The organism is Microbispora sp. NPDC049125, from assembly GCF_040802045.1.
Lineage (GTDB): Bacteria > Actinomycetota > Actinomycetes > Streptosporangiales > Streptosporangiaceae > Microbispora.
Genome location: NZ_JBEZDW010000003.1, coordinates 89,744 through 108,418 on the forward strand (window position 1 = coordinate 89,744; position 18,675 = coordinate 108,418).

General features: G+C 72.3%; 19 protein-coding genes. 14 read left to right on the forward strand and 5 right to left on the reverse strand.

The window, feature by feature from the left end; all coding sequences use genetic code 11:
- The first annotated feature begins 34 nt into the window (after positions 1–34).
- From AB0B72_RS04635 to AB0B72_RS04645, 3 genes are all read left to right on the forward strand, one after another.
- Positions 35–589 carry a copper resistance protein CopC gene (locus AB0B72_RS04635; protein WP_367736924.1) on the forward strand — a complete coding sequence of 185 codons (555 nt, stop codon included), beginning with the start codon at positions 35–37 and terminating at the stop codon, positions 587–589.
- Positions 586–2,580, forward strand: coding sequence for a cytochrome c oxidase assembly protein (locus AB0B72_RS04640; protein ID WP_367736925.1), 1,995 nt, complete (start codon positions 586–588; stop codon positions 2,578–2,580). Before AB0B72_RS04635 ends, AB0B72_RS04640 begins: the two co-directional genes overlap by 4 nt.
- Before the next feature lie 222 nt (positions 2,581–2,802).
- Positions 2,803–3,216, forward strand: a complete 414-nt coding sequence (locus AB0B72_RS04645; protein WP_367736926.1) for a sensor histidine kinase — start codon at positions 2,803–2,805, stop codon at positions 3,214–3,216.
- Between the two features lie 22 nt (positions 3,217–3,238).
- On the opposite strand, the gene map is transcribed toward AB0B72_RS04645, so the two are convergent.
- Complete coding sequence (gene map, locus AB0B72_RS04650) at positions 3,239–4,087, reverse strand: type I methionyl aminopeptidase (protein WP_367736927.1); 849 nt, start codon at positions 4,085–4,087, stop codon at positions 3,239–3,241.
- 43 nt (positions 4,088–4,130) lie between these two features.
- On the opposite strand from map, the gene AB0B72_RS04655 reads away from it, so the two are divergent.
- Complete coding sequence (locus AB0B72_RS04655; protein ID WP_367736928.1) at positions 4,131–4,307, forward strand: hypothetical protein; 177 nt, start codon at positions 4,131–4,133, stop codon at positions 4,305–4,307.
- Between the two features lie 68 nt (positions 4,308–4,375).
- On the opposite strand, the gene AB0B72_RS04660 is transcribed toward AB0B72_RS04655, so the two are convergent.
- Positions 4,376–4,693, reverse strand: coding sequence for a hypothetical protein (locus AB0B72_RS04660; RefSeq protein WP_367736929.1), 318 nt, complete (start codon positions 4,691–4,693; stop codon positions 4,376–4,378).
- Positions 4,694–4,797: 104 nt separating this feature from the next.
- On the opposite strand from AB0B72_RS04660, the gene AB0B72_RS04665 reads away from it, so the two are divergent.
- Entirely contained in the window at positions 4,798–5,760 is a 963-nt protein-coding gene (locus AB0B72_RS04665) for a LysR family transcriptional regulator (RefSeq protein WP_367736930.1), read from the forward strand.
- Positions 5,761–5,921: 161 nt separating this feature from the next.
- Here the strand turns inward: AB0B72_RS04665 and AB0B72_RS04670 are convergent, their stop codons facing one another.
- A complete protein-coding gene (locus AB0B72_RS04670) occupies positions 5,922–6,500 on the reverse strand; it encodes a hypothetical protein (RefSeq protein WP_367736931.1) in 579 nt (192 codons plus the stop codon).
- 130 nt (positions 6,501–6,630) lie between these two features.
- Here AB0B72_RS04670 and AB0B72_RS04675 point away from each other — a divergent pair, with 130 nt between their 5' ends.
- The 5 genes from AB0B72_RS04675 to AB0B72_RS04695 all read left to right on the forward strand — a co-directional run bounded on the left by AB0B72_RS04675 (position 6,631) and on the right by AB0B72_RS04695 (position 12,875).
- A complete protein-coding gene (locus tag AB0B72_RS04675) occupies positions 6,631–7,779 on the forward strand; it encodes a lipase family protein (protein ID WP_367736932.1) in 1,149 nt (382 codons plus the stop codon).
- A gap of 60 nt (positions 7,780–7,839) precedes the next feature.
- The gene (npdG, locus tag AB0B72_RS04680; protein WP_367736933.1) at positions 7,840–8,511 is read left to right on the forward strand and encodes an NADPH-dependent F420 reductase; all 672 of its coding nucleotides are present in this window, start codon (positions 7,840–7,842) and stop codon (positions 8,509–8,511) included.
- Positions 8,512–8,634: 123 nt separating this feature from the next.
- Positions 8,635–9,612, forward strand: a complete 978-nt coding sequence (locus tag AB0B72_RS04685) for a PaaX family transcriptional regulator C-terminal domain-containing protein (RefSeq protein ID WP_367736934.1) — start codon at positions 8,635–8,637, stop codon at positions 9,610–9,612.
- A 516-nt stretch (positions 9,613–10,128) separates the two neighbouring features.
- Positions 10,129–11,397: a cellulose binding domain-containing protein gene (locus AB0B72_RS04690; RefSeq protein ID WP_367736935.1), complete on the forward strand. Its 1,269-nt coding sequence runs from the start codon at positions 10,129–10,131 to the stop codon at positions 11,395–11,397.
- Positions 11,398–11,558: 161 nt separating this feature from the next.
- A complete protein-coding gene (locus tag AB0B72_RS04695) occupies positions 11,559–12,875 on the forward strand; it encodes an esterase-like activity of phytase family protein (RefSeq protein WP_367736936.1) in 1,317 nt (438 codons plus the stop codon).
- A 13-nt stretch (positions 12,876–12,888) separates the two neighbouring features.
- Here the strand turns inward: AB0B72_RS04695 and AB0B72_RS04700 are convergent, their stop codons facing one another.
- On the reverse strand, positions 12,889–13,569 hold the full coding sequence (locus AB0B72_RS04700; RefSeq protein ID WP_367736938.1) for an alpha/beta hydrolase: 681 nt from the start codon (positions 13,567–13,569) through the stop codon (positions 12,889–12,891).
- Between the two features lie 115 nt (positions 13,570–13,684).
- On the opposite strand from AB0B72_RS04700, the gene AB0B72_RS04705 reads away from it, so the two are divergent.
- From AB0B72_RS04705 to AB0B72_RS04715, 3 genes are all read left to right on the forward strand, one after another.
- Positions 13,685–14,866 (forward strand): PLP-dependent aspartate aminotransferase family protein, encoded by a 1,182-nt coding sequence (locus AB0B72_RS04705; RefSeq protein ID WP_367736939.1) that lies wholly within the window; start codon positions 13,685–13,687, stop codon positions 14,864–14,866.
- Between the two features lie 57 nt (positions 14,867–14,923).
- Positions 14,924–15,226 (forward strand): ArsR/SmtB family transcription factor, encoded by a 303-nt coding sequence (locus AB0B72_RS04710; RefSeq protein WP_367736940.1) that lies wholly within the window; start codon positions 14,924–14,926, stop codon positions 15,224–15,226.
- A 62-nt stretch (positions 15,227–15,288) separates the two neighbouring features.
- Positions 15,289–16,212: a threonine/serine dehydratase gene (locus tag AB0B72_RS04715; RefSeq protein WP_367736941.1), complete on the forward strand. Its 924-nt coding sequence runs from the start codon at positions 15,289–15,291 to the stop codon at positions 16,210–16,212.
- Positions 16,213–16,225: 13 nt separating this feature from the next.
- Here the strand turns inward: AB0B72_RS04715 and panB are convergent, their stop codons facing one another.
- Positions 16,226–17,098, reverse strand: a complete 873-nt coding sequence (panB, locus tag AB0B72_RS04720; protein ID WP_367736942.1) for a 3-methyl-2-oxobutanoate hydroxymethyltransferase — start codon at positions 17,096–17,098, stop codon at positions 16,226–16,228.
- Between the two features lie 157 nt (positions 17,099–17,255).
- Between panB and AB0B72_RS04725 the strand changes: the two genes are divergently transcribed.
- Positions 17,256–18,518 carry an MFS transporter gene (locus tag AB0B72_RS04725; RefSeq protein WP_367736943.1) on the forward strand — a complete coding sequence of 421 codons (1,263 nt, stop codon included), beginning with the start codon at positions 17,256–17,258 and terminating at the stop codon, positions 18,516–18,518.
- Positions 18,519–18,675: the final 157 nt, after the last annotated feature.

Here is an 18,675-nt window from a genome sequence, read left to right on the forward strand (position 1 = left end):
GACCGGGCCGTCGCGTCGATAGCCTGAGGGGGCCATGAAGAAGACCTCCCTCGCCGCCGTCGTCGCGGTGGTCGTGACGTTCCTGCTGAGCGTTGCCTCGCCCCTTCCGGTGCAGGCGCACACCTCGCTCAAGAGCAGCGATCCACAGAAGTACGCCCAGGTCCAGAGCCTTCGCAAGGTGACCCTGGAGTTCGCCGAGTCCGTGCGGTTCCCTGTCGTGGTCGTACGCGGCGAGGACGGCAAGCGGTACGAGAGCGGCGCCCCCCTGGTCGACGGGCCACGGGTCACCGAGGCCGTCGTGGACTCCGTGCCTCCCGGCCGGTACACGATCGCCTGGAGGGTCGTCTCCCAGGACGGGCATCCGGTCGAGGGGGAGATCCCCTTCACCGTGGCGGGCTCCTCCGGCGCGTCACCGGGGGCTTCGCAGGGCGCCGCGCCGGCGCAGAGCGCACAGGCGTCCGCCGGTGGTGACACCCAGGCCTCCCAGGACGAGCAGCCGGCGAGGATTCCCGGCTGGATCTGGGCCGTGATCTTCGGCCTCGCCGGCATCGGCATCGGGATGTTCCTCAGCCTGCGGAAGAAGCCGTGAGCAAGGCCGCACGCCTGGTGGCCGCCGTCCTGTGCGCGGCGGCCGGCGCGATGGTGATCACGATGGTCGCCGGCGGCGCGGTGACTCCGCGCATCATCCCCGGCCTGCCCGACGAGGGCATGCTGACCCGGTGGATGCTCCCGGTCTCGAAGCTGGCCATGGACGCGTCGGGCCTGCTGACCGTGGGGCTGCTCGCCCTGGCGGCGTTCTTCCTGCCGGCGGACAAGGGCCTGCTCGGCCCCAGCGCGCAGGGCTACGTCAAGGCGGCCTCGTGGACGGCGCTGATCTGGGCGGTCGCCTCCGCCGCCGCGCTGGTGTTCAGCCTGTCGGAGACCCTCGGCGAGCCTGTCTCCGTCATCCTCGACGGCAACCAGCTGACCAGCTTCGCCGGCCAGGTCCCGCAAGGCATCGGGCTCACGCTCGTCGTGCTGTTCGCCGTCGCCATCGCCCTGTTCGCCAGGGGGGCGATCACCGCCGGCGCCGCGGCGGGGCTGCTGGTCTTCGCCCTGGTGACGCTTCTGCCGCCCGCCCTGACCGGCCACTCGTCCTCCGCGCCCAACCACGGTCTCGCCACCACCTCCGTCGCCTTCCACCTGCTCTTCCTGGCGCCCTGGGTGGGAGGGCTCGCCGCGCTGTGCGTCCACGCGCTGCGCGGGCAGGACCGGCTCGACGTGGCGGCGGCCAGGTTCTCCCAGATGGCCCTGTGGTGCTTCATCGGGGTCGGGGTCTCGGGCGTGGCCAGCGCGCTCGCCAGGGTCACCTCCGTCGAAGCGCTGTTCACCTCGGCGTACGGCCTGATCCTGCTGGCCAAGACGGCGGCCTTCGTCGTCCTCGGGCTGCTCGGACGGCGGCACCGCGGCCACACGCTGCCGAAGCTCGCGTCAGGGGAGCCCCACGCCTTCCTGCGCCTCGCCCTCGGCGAGATCCTGGTCATGGGCGCCACCGTGGGGCTGGCCGTCGCGCTGTCCCGCACCGCGCCGCCGCCCGCCGCCTACGCGCCGCCCGACCGTGCCTTCGAGCTCCTCGGCTACCCGGTGCCCCCGCCGATCTCACTCGTCAATCTGCTGACTCTGTGGTGGTTCGACCTGTTCTTCGCCGTGCTCGCCGCGGTGCTGGCGGGCCTGTACGGCGCCGGGCTCGTCCGGCTCAGCCGCCGCGGGGACCGGTGGCCGTGGGGACGCACGGCCGTCTGGTACATCGGCGTCGTCCTGCTGGTCCTCGCGACCCAGAGCGGCGTCGCCCGCTACGCGCCCGTGCTGTTCAGCGTGCACATGACCGAGCACATGGTCCTGGCCATGCTGGTGCCGATCTTCCTGGTGCTGGGCGCCCCGGTCACGCTCGCCCTGCGGGCGCTCCGGCCCGCGGCGCGGCGCGGCGACCGGGGCCCGCGCGAGTGGCTCATGGTGATCCTGCACAGCCGGGTCGCCGCGTTCGTCACCCATCCGGCGATCGCGACCGCGATCTTCATCACCTCGACGTACGCGCTGTACTTCACCCCGCTGTTCGCCTCGGCGATGGAGGAGCATCTCGGGCACATCGCGATGACGCTGCACTTCCTGCTCAGCGGCACCCTGTTCTTCTGGGTGATCATCGGGGTGGATCCGGCGCCGCACAGGCTTCCCCACGTCGCGCGGCTCGTCCTGCTCCTGGTCACCATGCCGTTCCACGCCTTCTTCGGGCTCGCCCTGATGAGCATGGGCACGGTGATCGCCGCCAACTGGTACGACCAGCTCGGCCGCACCTGGGGCGTCTCGGCGCTGTCCGACCAGCAGACCGGCGGCGGCATCGCCTGGGCCTTCGGCGAGATCCCCACGCTCATCGTGCTGCTGGCGCTGGCCATGCAGTGGTGGCGCGACGACAACCGCACGGCCCGCCACGCCGACCGGAGGGCCGACGCCGCCGCCGCCCGTCACGGCGGCACCGGCGACGCCGCGCTCGACGCCTACAACGACTACCTCGGGAAGCTCAGCAAGAGGGACGCCGCCGACTAGCCCCGCCTCCTCGCCGGTACCTCCACGAGCCGACCAGGGGCCGTCCATGACGCTTCCATCCGGCTTCCCGGACGCCTTGTTGGCGTGCGACCAGGAGAAATGGGCATCACTACGACGAGAGGCGGCAAACCTGGAGACAATCGACGGGTTTGTCCCAGCTTGGGGCGATAGCGTGGTGAGCCATCCCGGTGAGGCTCACGATGGCTGTCAGGGAGGGTCGAGTTGTCCGAGGAAGTTCGCATCCGCGAAGGGGAGGGCCTCAGCAGGGCCCTGCAGGACTACCTCTCTGACTGGTCCGATCGGTCCGGAATCGCCGTCGAGATCTGGGCGCTGCCGTCGGCGCAGGTGCCGGGCGCCGTCGCCAAGGCCGTGTACGCCACCGTCGTCGAGGCGCTGGCCAACGTGGAGCGGCACAGCCGCGCCCGCCATGTCGCCGTCGCGGTCACGGTCGGCGCGAGCGGCCTGCGGATGACGGTCAGCGACGACGGCGCCGGGTTCGCCCAGGAGCGGCAGGGACGGATCGCCGGCCGGGGTCTGGCCGCCATGCGCGCCCACTTCGCCGAGGTCGGCGGCACGCTGACGATCAACAGCGTGCCCGGCGGCGGCACCACGATCACCGGGGCCGTCCGCCTCTGAAATCCCCGGCCGGCGCGGGACCTCAGGGGAGGGTCAGGATCTCGCTGCCGCTGTCCGTCACCAGGATCGTGTGCTCGAACTGGGCCGTCCGCTTGCGGTCCTTGGTGACCGCCGTCCAGCGATCCGGCCAGATCTCGTAGTCGATGCCGCCGAGCGTGAGCATCGGCTCGATCGTGAACGTCATCCCGGGCACCAGCGTCACCGAAAGCGACGGGTCGTCGTAGTGGGGCACGATCAGGCCGGAGTGGAACGACGCCCCGATGCCGTGGCCGGTGAAGTCGCGGACCACGCCGTAGCCGAACCGCCGAGCGTACGCCTCGATGACCCTGCCGACGATGTTGAGCTGCCGGCCGGGCGCGACCGCCTTGATGGCGCGCATCGTCGCCTCCCTGGTGCGCTCCACCAGCAGCCGCGACTCCTCGCCCACCTCGCCGACGAGGTACGTGGCGTCGGTGTCCCCGTGCACGCCGCCGATGTAGGCGGTGATGTCCACGTTCACGATGTCGCCGTCGTTCAGGACCGTGTCGTCGGGGATGCCGTGGCAGATCACCTCGTTGATCGAGGTGCACAGCGACTTCGGGTAGCCGCGGTAGCCGAGCGTCGAGGGGTAGGCGCCGTGGTCGCAGAGGAACTCGTGGCCGATCCGGTCGAGCTCGTCGGTCGTCACGCCGGGCGCGACGTGCCTGCCGACCTCCTCCAGCGCCTGCGCGGCGATCCGGCCGGCGATCCGCATCTTCTCGATGGTCTCGGGGGTCTGGACGTCGCTGTCGCCCTTCTTGGGCTCGGCCTTCCCGACGTACTCGGGACGGGCGATGGTGGCGGGAACCTTGCGGGTGGGCGAGATTCGCCCGGGGCGGAGCAGCGTCGTCATGCCACCAAGTCTAGTTGCGCTTCCAGGGGGCACCATTGGAGGCGTGAGCGATCAATGGTGGTTCTGTCTGACGCACAAGCGGGTCGAGCCGGAGAAGGGCTGCCCCAACAAGGACAGGCTCGGCCCGTACGAGTCCGAGGAGGCCGCCTCGCGCGCCCTCCAGACGGCGGCCGAGCGGAACAAGAGCTGGGCCGAGCAGGACAAGGACTGGGACGACTGACCCGGCGCCGGTCCGCCCGCCGCGCCGTTGTACGCGGAGCCCGCGGAGCCGGCCCTCCCCGGCCGTCCCTACGCGACGGCGGCGGGCTCGGGCTCGGTCGCGCGGTCCGCCACGGGCCGCGCGTCCGCGCGGGAGCGCCGGGCGGCGCGGGCGGCCACGAGCCGGCCCAGCGTGACGAGGCCGACGCCGCTCCACACGAGGTTGAGGAGGGCGGACGGCCACGCCGAGTGGTGGGCGCTGTTCACCATGAGCGTGGCGGCCCCGCCGAAGTTGAGGATCTGGTAGGGCAGCCCGCTCCCGGACATCCTCCCGGCCGACACCATCGCGTAGCCGTACAGCATGGCGGCCGCCCCGACGGTGCCGATGATCGTGATGAATGCGGACATGCGAGTGCTCCCCCGTGGGCCGTGCTGTGGATGGTCCGATGATCCCGACAGTGAGGTCTGAAGTGCAAGTGAAGGTTTCTTAAGCGGCCCGTAAGCTCTGCTGCATGGAGATCGATCCCCGGCGGCTGCGCGTCCTGCACGAGGTGGCCCGCAGGGGCGGCGTCATGAAGGCGGCCGACGCGCTGCACCTGACCCCATCCGCGGTGTCTCAGCAGCTCGCGCAGCTCGAACGCGAAGTGGGGCTCGCCCTGATCGATCGCTCGCAGCGCAGGGTCGCGCTCACCCCGGCCGGCCGGGTGCTCGCGGCGTACGCCGAGCGGATCGAGGAGCAGATCACCGAGGCGAGGCACGAGCTCAACCGCTTCTCCGAGCGACTGTCCGGGCCGGTCACGATCGCCGCGTTCCCCACCGTCATCCGGCACCTGCTCATCCCCGCCCTGCGTGAGCTCTCCGTACGGCATCCGCGGATCGTCCCTGTGATCCACGAGCTCTTCGGGCCCTCGGCCGTGCAGGAGCTCCGCCTCGGTGGCGTGGACCTGGTGGTGACGGAGCGGGACATGAGCCAGCCCGCCCCGTCCCTGCCGTCGATGTCGCGGCACCGTCTCTACGACGACGAGTACCGCATCGTCGCCCCGCCCTCATGGCCGGACGTCCCGGCGGTGGTCGACGACCTGTTCGGCCTGCCGTGGGTGGCGGGGGTCCCCGACCAGGCGTGCGGGCAGGCCCTGGAGCGGCTGGCGCAGCTCCACGGGTTCACGCCCCGCCGGATGCACGTGATCGCCGAGTTCCCGCCGGTGCTCGGGCTCGTGTCGGCCGGGCACGGAGTGGCGATCGTGCCGGCGCTGGCCCTGCTCGACGTCCCGCCGGGGGAGGTGGCGGTCACCCGCATCCACGGCGCGGGCTCCCGCAGGATCGAGGCGCTGACGCGGGTGAGCCGCACCTCGTCGGGTGAGCCGGATCCCGTGCAGGCCGCGGTGATCGAGGTGCTGCGCGAGGCGGCGGAGGAGGTGGCCCAGCGAGTCGGCGAGCTCAGCCGCTCCCCACGCGCGTCCCAAGGCCCGGCCTGACGGCGGCCAGGACCGAGGAGGCCGGCCGGACCGCCGAGCGTTCCCGCCACCGAGCCCCGAGCCGCCGAGCCCCGAGCCGCGGAGCCCGAGCCGCGGAGCCCGAGCCGCGGAGCCCGAGCCGCCGAGCGGCGAGTTGCCGAGCCCCGAGCGGCGGTTCCTTGTCAGTCGGGGATCCGGGGGCCGGTGATGCGCTCGGCGAGCCGGGCGAGCCGCTCCCGCATGCCGGGCCGCCGTACCTGCCCTGCTGCGCTGCTCACCAGATGCTGCGCGCCGTCGAAGCTCAGCACCGCCCCCTCACGCGGCACGGCTATCGCGTCGTGGGCGAGCGACTCCAGTTCCGGGTCGCCGCCGTCGATGGCGAGGATGGTGGCCCCGGTGCGGCGGGCGTCGTCCACCCGTTCCAGCAGGGGGACGGGCGCCCGCTCCTCAGCGACCACGAAGAGCGTCTCGCCGCGGCCTGTGCTCCGCAGCCGCTCCAGGCCGATCCTCAGGTGGGGAGGCGCGCCCGGGGGCGGCTCCCAGCGCACCAGTGTGGGGGAGAGCTGGGCGAGCCCCGAAAGCCGCGCCTCGTCGGCCAGGTGGGCGGTCACGTGCCACGGCTCGTCTTCGGGCGTGCCGACCACGAGGAGGCCGCCCGCCGAGCGGGTGGCGCGCAGGGCCAGGCCGAGCTCACGGGTGCGCTCCAGCCAGCCCGTCGAGGCGAGCACCTCGCGGAGCAGGCTCACCGATTCGGCGTCCATGCCGCCATGGTGCCTGACACGCGGGGGTGAAGTCCCGCCGATTCGGTTCTTGACACAACGTCACCGCGAGGTAACGATCAGCCCACAGCGCCGACGTTGGAAAGTGATCCAATAGCCGGAAGGCGGCTCCATGAACCTGCGCGTTCGCGCCACCATGTCGATGATCGGAGCGCTCCTGCTGCTGCCCGCGCTGGGCGGCACCGCCCAGGCGACCTCCGCCGGCGACGTCGTCGAGGCCGGGCCGACCACGGTCTACCTCGTCCCGGGCAAGTTGCTCGAGGTCCCGGTGAACGCCTGGCACCTGCGCTACCGGTCCACCTCGGCCACCGGCGAGCCCGACGTCGTGTCGGGCACGCTGCTCGTCCCGAAGACCTCCTACCCGCTCGGACGGCGGCCGATCGCGGGCTACGCGGTGGGCACCCACGGCCTGGGCGACCGGTGCGCCCCCTCCGCCTCCATGGCGCAGGGCACCGAGGCCGAGCTCGCCCTGGTCAGCCTGATGCTGCTCAAGGGCTGGGCGGTCGCCGTCACCGACTACGAGGGCCTCGGCACGCCCGGCGACCATACGTACATGGCGGGCATCTCCCAGGGCCACGCCGTGCTCGACTCCGTCCGGGCGGCCGCGCGCGTGCCCGGCGCCGGGCTGTCGCCGGACGCCCCCGTCGTCGTGATGGGCTACTCGCAGGGCGGCTCGTCGGCGGCGTGGGCGGCCCAGCTCCAGCCGTCGTACGCCCCCGAGCTGCGGCTCAGGGGCGTGGCGGCGGGAGGCGTCCCGGCGGACCTGCAGGCCGTCGCCGACAACCTGGAGGGCACCGGTGACTTCGGGCTCGCGGCGGCGGCCGGGATCGGCCTCGACGCCGCCTATCCGGAGCTGAGCCTGGAGAGCTACCTCACCCCGGAGGGCGCCGCGCTGTTCGACGCCGCGCGCGGCGACTGCGTGGCCGATCTGCGCGCCCGCTTCGCCGGCCACCGCCTGTCGGACTTCACCACGGCCGACGTCATGCACCGGCCCGACTGGCAGGCGCGCCTGGAGGAGAACCGGCTCGGAGGCTCGGCGCCGCGCGTGCCCCTCTTCCTCTACCACGCCACGGGCGACGAGATCATCCCGTACGGCGTGGGCCGCACGCTGCGCGACGCGTACTGCGCGCGGGGCGTGAAGGTGCTGTGGACCGGGGTGCCCGCGGGGAGCCACGTGCTCGGCGCGGTCGAGGGCGGCCCGCTCGCGGTCGCCTGGCTGGCGAGCCGGGTCCTCGGTCTGCCGGCGATCCCGAACTGCTGACCCGGGCCCGGGGTCGCCCCGCGCGGCCGCCCCCGGGCGCCGGCTGGCATGATCTGTCCCATGGCTGAGCACATCACGGACCTGCCCGACGTCGCCGGGCTGTCCATCGGGATCCTTGGCGGGACCGGAGACCAGGGCAAGGGCCTCGCCCGGCGCTTCTCGCTGGCCGGCCACCAGGTGCTGATCGGTTCACGCAGCGCGGAGCGGGCCCGGGAGGCGGCTGAGAGCATCGGCGACGTCCGCGGCACCGACAACGCCGCGGTGGCGGCCGAGGCCGACGTCGTGATCGTCGCGGTGCCCTGGGACGGGCATCGGGCGCTGCTGGAGTCGCTGCGCGAGCCGCTCGACGGCAAGATCGTGGTGGACTGCGTGAACCCGCTCGGCTTCGACAAGCAGGGTGCCTACGCGCTGCCCGTCGAGGAGGGGAGCGCCGCCCAGCAGGCGGCGGCGGTGCTGCCCGGCAGCCGGGTCGTCGCGGCGTTCCACCACGTGTCGGCGGTGCTGCTGCTCGACCCGTCGGTCGAGGAGATCGAACTCGACGTGCTCGTGCTCGGGGACGACCGCGAGGCGACCGACGTCGTACGCGCGCTCGCCTCGCGGATCCCCGGGGCGAGGGGCGTCTACGCGGGCCGGTTGCGCAACGCCCACCAGATCGAGGCGCTCACCGCCAACCTGATCTCGATCAACCGGCGCTACAAGGCCCACGCCGGTCTCCGGGTCACCGACGTCTGACCGAGCCCGCCCGTACCGCCGCCGGCGACCAGGGCCCTTGAGTTCGCCGGGGAGAACTCAAGGGCGGCGCCGCAGGCCCGAAGCCGTTTCGGCAAGGGCATCGCCGTGAGGCAAGCTGATGACGTGAGTGTCCATGTGCGTTCGGACGATGTCGGAGCCCCACGGGCGCAGGCCGGCCCCAACCCGCAGCACCTGCTCGCGACCTTGCTCGGTGAGTACCTCGACTCCGCGGATGCCGACCTTCCGTCGGTGGCCGTGGTCGCGATGCTCAGGGAGTTCGGCATCACCGAGGCCAGCGCGCGCGCCGCGTTGTCCCGGCTGACCAAGCGTGGCCTGATCGCCGTACGGGGATCTGGACGGCCGCCCGTGTATCACCTCACGCCTCAGGCGATCGCCAGGCATCGCCGGCGGATGGATCACTTCCTGAGCTTCGGCGCCCGCCCGCCGCTGTGGACCGGCGACTGGGTGACCGTCTCCTTCTCCATCCCCCAGTCCGCGATCTCACAGTCCGCGATCTCACAAGCCGGCCAGGGCCCACGGCACGCGGTCCGCAAGATGCTCGGGTCGCTGGGTTTCGCGCGGCTGTACGACAGCGTGTGGATCCGGCCCGGATCCGACTCCGGTCCGGTGACCAAGGCGCTGCACGAGATCCTGGACGACGTCGACGGTGGCCGATGGTCGGTGATGCACACCCGGTTCGAGGAGGAGGCCGGCCCGCACGGCCCGGCGGCGGCCTACGACCTGGCCGGCCTCGCCTCGGCCTACGAGGCTTTCGTCGCGCGGTACTCCGACCTGCGGGTGGCCGTCCGCAACGGGGAGATCGACGCGACCCGGGCACTGGTGGCCCGCACCTCTGTCATGGATTCCTGGAGGAAGTTCCCGGACATCGACCCGAACCTCCCCGAGCACCTCCTGCCGGCGCCGTGGCCCCGCCAGGCCGCCAGGGAGCTCATGCTGGAGATCCATTCGGCTCTCGGCTCACTCGCCGAGGCGCGGCTCATCCAGGTCGCGACACCGTACTGGCCGGACGCCGCGTCCTGGATCACCCACTTCCACGTATCGGAAGACTCCGTTTCCGCGCCGGCCGGCAGGGCCGGCTGAAAGAAACTTTCACTCACTCGTACGACTGCCGGCCGCGGAGGCGCGTTTCGTGGCCGCCGGAGCGCGTCAGCTCGCCGGCCGGCCGCCGCCCGCCGAGATCCCACCGGAGCGTCGGGCAGGTCAGGGATTGTGACCTGCGCCGGAGCCGTCCGCACCGGTTCGTCCTCCCGGCGCCGTGCAGGGGACCGGGGGTGCCGTCCCCGAAGGTTCACGTGATCGAGCCGGCGCCTGCCCCGATCCGATCGCTTCAGGGGCGTTCCGGGGCTGCGCGCGCACCGCTTGCCTGACGGAGTGCCGGTCCTTGACACTTCGTATCACCGCAGTGCCAGTAACTGCACATTGCTCTCATCGGCTCGTTCCGCCTGACGCGAGCGCAACGCGCAGTCGATGGTCCGTCCTGTCGATCGCCGTTTTCGACGGGCGCCACCAGCCTGGCCGCGGCGGGAGTGGTTGTGCGGTTGCCGCGCACGCCGCATCCGGCATTGAGCGCCGTCGTGACACCTTCGGAGGGTATGGATGAGAAGACGCTCGATCATCAGCGCGATACCGGCGGCCGCGGTCGCCCTGGTCTGCGCCGGGATGGTGGCGCTCACCACGACGCCGAGCGCCGCGGCGGTTGGCGGCTCGGGCCCCTACCCGGCTGATTACGAGACCTCCACCGGCCTGCCCAATCACACCATCTACCGGCCCGGAACCCTCCCGTCCGAAAAGATGCCGATTTTCGTATGGGGCAACGGAGGCTGCTCCGCCAATGGGACGGGGCAGTTGCCCTTCCTCCGCGAGATCGCCTCGTACGGGTTCCTGGTCATCGCCAGCGGTGCCCCGAACGGCTCCGGCTCGACGACGTCCCAGATGCTCACCCAGTCCATCGACTGGGCGGTCGCGGAGAACAGCCGCCAGGGGAGCAAATACAACGGCAGGCTCGACACCGGGAAGATCGCTGTAGGGGGATGGTCCTGCGGAGGGCTGGAGGCCTACGCCGTCTCCAACGACTCACGTGTCACCACGACCACCATCTTCAGCAGCGGGTTGCTGAACGACTCCGACGACTACCAGCTCCGCCGGCTGACGAAGCCGATCGCCTACTTCATCGGCGGGCCGAGTGACATCGCCTACCCGAACGCCATCGACGACTGGGGCAAGTTGCCGGCGGGACTGCCCGCGTTCATGGGCAATCTGAACGTCGGACACGGCGGCACCTACACCCAGACCAACGGCGGCGAGTTCGGCCGCGTGGCGGTGCTGTACCTCAAGTGGCGGCTGAAGGGCGACACGACGGCCGGCGCCAACTTCGTCGGCCCCAACTGCGGCCTGTGCAACACCCAGTGGCAGGTCCAGCAGAAGAACCTCACGCTCGGCGACGTCACGCCCTCCCCGTCGCCCAGCCCGAGCCCGTCCCCTTCACCCTCACCCAGCCCGTCACCCAGCCCCAGTCCGTCCCCCTCACCGTCACCCAGCCCGTCACCCAGCCCCTCACCCAGCGGCGGGACCGGGGGCTGCTCGGCGGCCTACTCGGTGCAGGACCAATGGGCCGGCGGGTTCGTGGCCGCCATAAACGTCACCGCGGGCGGCTCCGCGATCAACGGCTGGAGACTCACCCTCACCCTCCCGGCCAGAGCCACGATCACCTCCATGTGGAACGGCGTCAACTCCGGCACCAGCGGCACCGTGACCATCACCAACCAGAGCTACAACGGGCGGCTGCCGGCCGGTCAAAGCACCAGCCTCGGGTTCCAGGGCAACGGAGCGGGCGCCGGAGCCACCATCACCTGTACCGCCGGCTGATCCTCACCCCGCCGTAGCGGCGGGCCGGGACGTCGGTCCCGGTCCGCCGCCCACGGTTTCGGCGCAGGACACTGGGCACTCGCGCTTCATCTGATCGTCACCGTCCGGACGTGCGCGTTCACTATTTTTCAGGCGCTGTCACCCAGTCTGAAAGGCCTCCAGTGCTACGTCACGCCTCCGCCGGGCTCGCGCTCGCCGCGGCGCTCGCCCTGTCCGTCCCCGGTACGGCTCACGCCGCGCCCTCGCCCAAGCCGGTGCCCAAGCCGGTGCCGAAGCCGGTCGTCGTCACCGACGTGACGCTTCCCGCCCCGGCGCTCAAGGCGGTGCAGCCGTCGATCGCCGACGACCGCGGCGTCAAGCTCGGCGGCGTGGGCAGCGGCCTCTACCCGGCCGGTCCGGGCATGTACTGGATGGTCACCGACCGCGGACCGAACGGCCAGCCCACGGTCGACGGGGAGAAGCGCCGCACGTTCCCGGTGCCCGAGTTCGCCCCGGCGATCGTGAAGGTCTCCGTCACCCACGGCGGCGCGAAGATCAAGCAGTACCTCCCCATCGTGGGGGCCTCCGGCAAGAGCGTCACCGGCCTTTCCAACCAGGCGGGCCACGACGAGACGCCGTACACCTGGGACGGCCGCACGACCCTGCCGTACAACCCGAGCGGGCTGGACGTCGAGGACCTGGTGCGCACCCGCACGGGCGACTTCTGGCTGGTCGACGAGTACAGCCCGTCGCTGCTGCGGGTGTCCTCCAGAGGCCGGGTGCTGGAGCGCCACGTGCCCGCCGGGCTCAACCTGACCGGCGCCGACTACCGCGTCGAGGAGACCCTGCCGGCGATCCTGGCGAGCCGCCAGCAGAACCGCGGGTTCGAGGGGCTGGCCCTGTCGTCCGACCAGCGCACGCTTTTCCTGGCCGTGCAGAGCCCGCTGGCCAACCCGGACAAGAAGACCGCCAAGGCCTCACGCCTCGGCCGGATCCTCACGTTCGACCTGCGCAAGGGCAAGGTCACCGGCGAGTACGCGTACAAGTTCGAGGACGTGACCGCCTTCGACCCCAAGGTCAACGGCGACCAGAGCGAGATGAAGATCTCCGGCCTGGCCTACGCCGGCCGGGGCCGCCTCCTGGTGGACGAGCGCACCGACAACGTGGCCAGGATCTACCAGATCGACCTGGCCAGGGCCACGAACCTGCTCGGCGGCGCCTACGACGACCCGGCGACGACCCCGTCGCTCGAGGCCCTGACCGACCTGTCGAAGATCACGCTGCCGGGCAAGTCGCTGGTCCTTGAGCCGAACGCGCTGGTGCCGTCGTTCCCGGGCAAGATCGAGGGCGTGGCCCTGCTCGACCGGCGCACGATCGCGCTCGCCAACGACAACGACTTCGGCCTGGGCGACTTCGACGCCGACGGCCGGCTCGTCGACAGCGGGGTGCCGAACCGCCTGCTGGTCGTCCGGCTCGCCAAGCCGCTCGGCACGGGCTGACCGAGCCCGAAGGTCAGGTGGCGGTGGCGACGAGCCAGTCCGCCACCTGCCCCGGCGCGACGAGCTGGTGGAGATGCTCGCCGGGGATGCGGTCGACGGGCCAGCCCCGCTCGGCCGCCTCCTTGGCGAGCGTGGCGTACCCCTCGCCGAACCACAGGTAGGCGCTGCGCACGTGATCCCAGCGGGACGGCACCGGGATCTCCTCCAGGTAGTAGGCGAGGGGGAGCCGGGGCTGCTCGGCCACGACCACCTCCCGCGTCCGGCGGTCGGGCAGCAGGGCCGCCACGTCCTCCTCCGGCCACCAGTCCGTCCATCGGGGCAGCAGCCCCGACTCGTCGGCCATGGACCGCAGGAAGGGAACGAACTCCGGCTCGGCCGCCTGGACCGACCCCGTGCGGGGCGGCAGGGCGGCGTCGACGAACAGGCACGCGGAGATCTGCCCGGTCAGCGCCTCCGCGATCAGGGGGACGAACAGGCCCGCGTTGCTGTGGGCCACGATCGCCAGCGGCCCGCGCGGCGCTCCGGTGACCACGTCGCCCACCACGCGCGGCCAGTACGGCGGGGGCCCGGCGGTCACGTCGACCAGCGGAGGCACCACGGCCGTGTGGCCGCGCGCCCTGAGCGCCTCGGCGACCGGGCGCCACGTCGAGGGCCCGACGGACGGGCTGTGCACGAGGAGGAAGCTGACGTCCATCCCCCCATCCTGGACATGGCCGCCGGGGCGTGGAGGGGTCTCCGCTGGACGCGTAATCCCAGGGGACGGCCTGCCGATCTGACAAACGGGCCTTTCTTGGTCCATTCTGGACAGCATGAGCTCGCTGCGTCCGGAAACCCGCGCCGTCCATCTACCCCAGCCGGAGCCGAACGGCAGCAGGCCGATCTCAGTGCCGATCTACCAGACATCGGGGTTCGTCTTCGACGACCCGGCGGTCTTCGCGGACGGGATGGGCCGGCACGACGGGGCGTACGTCTACGGGAGGCTCTCCAACCCCACCGTCCGCTCGCTGGAGGAGGCCGTCGCCGGCCTGGAGGGCGGCGTGGCGGCCGTCGCGACGGGCTCGGGGATGGGCGCGATCAACTCCGTGCTGCTCGCGCTGCTCCAGCCGGGCGATCACGTGATCGCGCAGGCGCCGCTGTACGGCGGCACCGCCCACATGCTGGCCGACCTGACGGCCCGCTTCGGCGTCGAGGTGGACTACGTGCCCGAGGCCGATCCGGCCGCGGCGCGCGCCGCGCTCCGGCCCTCGACGAAGCTGCTCTACCTTGAGACGATCGCCAACCCGATGACCCAGGTCGCCGACCTGCCCGGGATGTGCGCGGTCGCCCGGGAGGCCGGGATCGTCACCGTGGTCGACAACACCTTCGCCTCGCCGGTCCTGTGCCGTCCCATCGAGCACGGCGCGGACATCGTGGTGCACTCCGCCACCAAATACATGTCCGGGCACACCGACGTCATCGGCGGCATCGCCGTCTTCGCGTCGGCCGAGCTGCACCGCCGCGTCTGGGCGTACGCCACGGACCTCGGGGCCACGGCCGACCCGTTCGCCGCGTGGCTGACCCTGCGCGGCCTCCAGACGCTGCCGCTGCGGATGGAGCGCCACTGCTCCAACACGCGGCAGCTCGCCACGCGGCTGGCCGGTCATCCCGCGGTGGCGGCCGTCCACTGGCCCGGCCTGCCGTCCCACCCGTCGTACGAGCTGGCCGCCAAGCTGATGCCCGACTTCGGCGGCGTCTTCTCCTTCGACGTGGCCGGCGGCCGCGCGGCGGGTGAGGCCTTCATGCGGCGCGTACGGCTGGCGCTGCTCGCGCCGTCGCTGGGCGGGGTCGAGACGCTCATCCTGCACCCGGCCACGACCTCCCACCGGTCGGTGAGCGCCGCCGGCCTGGCGGCCGCCGGGATCGGCGAGGGCACGATCCGGGTGTCGGTCGGCATCGAGCACGCCGAGGACCTGTGGGCCGACTTCGAGCAGGCCCTCGGCCACACTGCCTGACCCGCCCCCTCAGGCGCAGGTCTTGACTGCCGAATAGGAACTTAGGAAACTACCTAAGTGATACCGGTGGACGTCATGCGGGCCCTCGCGAACGAGCGGCGGCTGCTGATCCTGGACTGGCTCAAGGACCCGGTCGCGCATTTCCCGCCGCAGGCGGACGGCGACCTGGTCGAGGACGGTGTGTGCTCGGTCTTCATCGCCAACCGCCTGGGGATGACCCAGCCCAGCGCCACCGGGCATCTCAAGATCCTGGAGCGCGCGGGGCTCATCCATGGCAAGCGGATGCGGCAGTGGGTGTTCTACCGGCGCGACGAGGCCCGGATCGAGGAGGTCAAGCGCCTGCTGGGCGGCGGATGGTGAGCGCGCCGGACGTACGCATGACACCGGATCGGCGGACGGACGACAGCAGTGAAGGGATGACGATGCGGCTCGCACATGAGGACGTCCAGAGGGCGGCGGCGCGGATCGGCGGCCACGTCCGGCGCACGCCGGTCGCCGAGGTGGGCCCCGGCCTGCTGCTGAAGCTGGAGGGCATGCAGCACTCGGGGTCGTTCAAGGTGCGTGGCGCCTTCAACCGGATCCTCGCCGCCGTGGAGGCGGGGCCGTTTCCCGAGGGCGGCGTCATCGCGGCGAGCGGCGGCAACCACGGCCTCGCCGTCGCGTACGCGGCCCGGGCGCTGGGCGTCCGGGCGGAGATCTTCGTCCCCGAGGTGTGCGCGCCGGTGAAGGTCGAGGGCCTGCGGCGCCTCGGCGCCGAGGTCACCCAGACGGGCGCCATCTACGCGGACGCCTACGAGGCGTCGCAGAAGCGGGCCGCCGACACCGGCGCGCTGGAGATCCACGCGTACGACCAGTACGACGTGGCCGCCGGGCAGGGGACGCTGGCGGTGGAGCTGCTGGAGCAGGTGCCGGACGGCGTCGACACCGTGCTGGTGGCGGTCGGCGGCGGCGGGCTGGTCGCGGGGATCGTCGCGGGCCTGGACGGGCGCGCCTCGGTCGTCGCGGTGGAGCCCGAGCTCATCCCCACGCTGCACCGGGCGCTGGATGCCGGAGAGCCCGTCCACGTGGAGGTCACCGGGGTGGGCGCCGACGCCCTCGGCGCCAGCCGGATCGGGCGGATCGGCCTGCAGACCACCACCGGGCGCGTGTCCTCGGTGCTGGTGAGCGACGACGCCATCGTGGAGGCGCGCCGGGCCCTGTGGCGGGACTTCCACGTGGCGGCCGAGCACGCGGGCGCCGCCGCGCTCGCCGCCCTGCGGTCAGGCGTCTACGTCCCGGAGGACGGCGAGCGGGTGGCCGTGATCGTGTGCGGGGCCAACACCGACCCCGCCACGCTGACCGGCTGAAACCGGGGAGGCCTCAGCGGTAGGCGTGCTCGACCGTGGGGAAGGCGCCGGAGACGACCTCGTCGGCGAAGGCGCGCACCGCGCGGTCCATCTCGCCGGCCAGGTCGAAGTACTTCTTCACGAACTTCGCCGGGCTGGGCGTCAGGCCCATCAGGTCCTGCCAGACCAGCACCTGCGCGTCGGTCTCCGGGCCCGCTCCGATGCCGATCGTCGGGATGCTCAGCGACGCGGTCACCCGGTGGGCCAGGTCGCTCGGCACGCATTCGAGCACGACGGCGAACGCGCCCGCGTGCTCAAGGGCCTTGGCGTCGGCCATCAGCTCCTCGCCCGCCTGGCCGCGGCCCTGCACGCGGTAGCCGCCGAGGACGTTCACCGACTGCGGGGTCAGGCCGAGGTGGGCCATGACCGGGATGCCGGCCGACACCAGCATCTCGACCTGCGGGAGGACCCGGTGGCCGCCCTCCAGCTTCACGGCGTGGGCCCCGGCCTCCTTCATGAAGCGGGCGGCGGTCTCCAGGGCCTGCTGGGGTGAGGCCTGGTAGGAGCCGAACGGCAGGTCGGCCACGACCATCGCCCGGGAGGACCCCCGCACGACGGCGGCCGTGAGCGGGATGAGGTCGTCGACGGTGACGGGCAGCGTCGAGTCGTAGCCGTAGACGACCATGGCGGCCGAGTCGCCGACGAGCATCACCGGGATGCCGGCCTCGTCGAACACCTTCGCGGTCATGGCGTCGTACGCGGTGACCATCGGCCACTTCTCGTGCCGCTCCTTGGCGGCCGCGACGTCGCGGACGGTGACCCTGCGCCCGGCCTTCCCGCCGTACAGGGCGGCGGGTCCCCGACCGGCGGGGCCGGTCGTGCTGGGTGCAACAGAAACAGAGGACATGGCTACCTCCAGGCCTCGTGGCGCCCCTATGGCGTCCCCGGACAGTCCGATCATCGCATGCCGCATCGGGCTGCAACACCCCGGACGGCCCCGGTAATCCGGTGGCGGAAATGTCAGGGGTGCAGGGCACAATGCCATGCGGAGGTAAGTGACGACGATGGCCATCGAACCTTACCGGCGAGTGCTGGCGCTGCCGGGCGTGCGCGCGTTGCTGCTGGTCGGCCTGCTCGCCAGGATCCCGATCACCGGCATGGGGATCACGCTGACCCTGCACGTGGTCAACGGCATGGGGCTGGGGTTCCTGCAGGCGGGGCTGGTGGGCGCGGCCGGCATGGCCGGCACCGCGGCCGGCTCGCCGCTGGCCGGCCGCTTCGTCGACAGGCGGGGCCTGCGCCCGGTGATGGCGGTGACCACCGTCGCGCAGCTCTGCTTCTGGTGCGCCGCGCCGAGCCTGCCGTACGCGGCGCTGCTCGTGGGCGCGGCGGTGGCCGGGGTGTTCAGCCAGCCGGTGTTCGGGGCGATCAGGCAGTGCGTCGCCGCGATGGTGCCGTCCGAGAGCCACCAGACCGGCTTCGCCCTCGACTCGATGGCCGTCGAGCTGTCGTGCATGGCCGGGCCCGCGCTCGCCGTCGCCTCCGTGACCGCGTTCGGCGGCGCCGCCACGATGTACGGCGTGGCCGTGGGCATGGTCGGCTCCGGGGCGGCGCTCTACCTGCTCGACCCGCCGACCCGGTCGGCCGCGGAGGCCGCCGCCCCGGAGGCGGCGACGCCCCGGAGAAAGTGGCTCCGGCCGGGCCTGCTCGTCCTCCTCGGCCTCACCTCGGCGCTGACGTTCACGCTGACGACGACCGAGCTGTCGGTGGTCGCCATGATGAAGTCCGGCGGCGCGACCGAGTGGACGGGCCTCGTCATCGCCGTGTGGTGTGGTTACTCCCTGCTCGGCGGCTTCGTCTACGGCGGGCTGCCGAGAGGGGTCCCGCCCTTGGTGTTGATCGGCGGTCTGTGCGCGCTGACGGCCCCGCTCGGGCTGATCGGCGGCGGATGGTGGTGGCTCTGCCTGGCCATTGCGCCGGCCGGGCTGCTGTGCGCGCCGGCGCTGTCGTCCACCGTCGACGCGGTGAACCGCCGCGTCCCGGCCGGCGCGCGAGGTGAGGCGATGGGCCTGCACGGGATGTCGCTCACGATCGGTGTGGCCGTCGCCGGCCCGGTCGCGGGCGGGATCGTCGACGCGTACGGCCCGGCCTGGGCCCTCGCGGCGGCGGGCGCCGTGGGGCTGGCGCTGGTCCTGGTGGCGGCGCCGTTCGTCGGCGGACTCTCCGGCAGGGGCCCTGTGAGCGAGGCCGCCGCCGGGTCCGCGGACAGGTCCGCGGACAGGCCCATCGAGGGGCCGGCGGAGGAAGCGGGAGTCGAGGCCGCCTGACGCGGTGCCCGCCCGCCGCCGGAGCTCGCGGGGCGAGCTCGCGGCCTGAACCGCTGGTCGGTGGGGGTGCGCGCGGAGCGCCGCCCACATTAGGAAACGATGCCGTTGCGTATCGAAATAAACAGCGCTACGCTCTCGTTGCGAAACTCTATCGTAT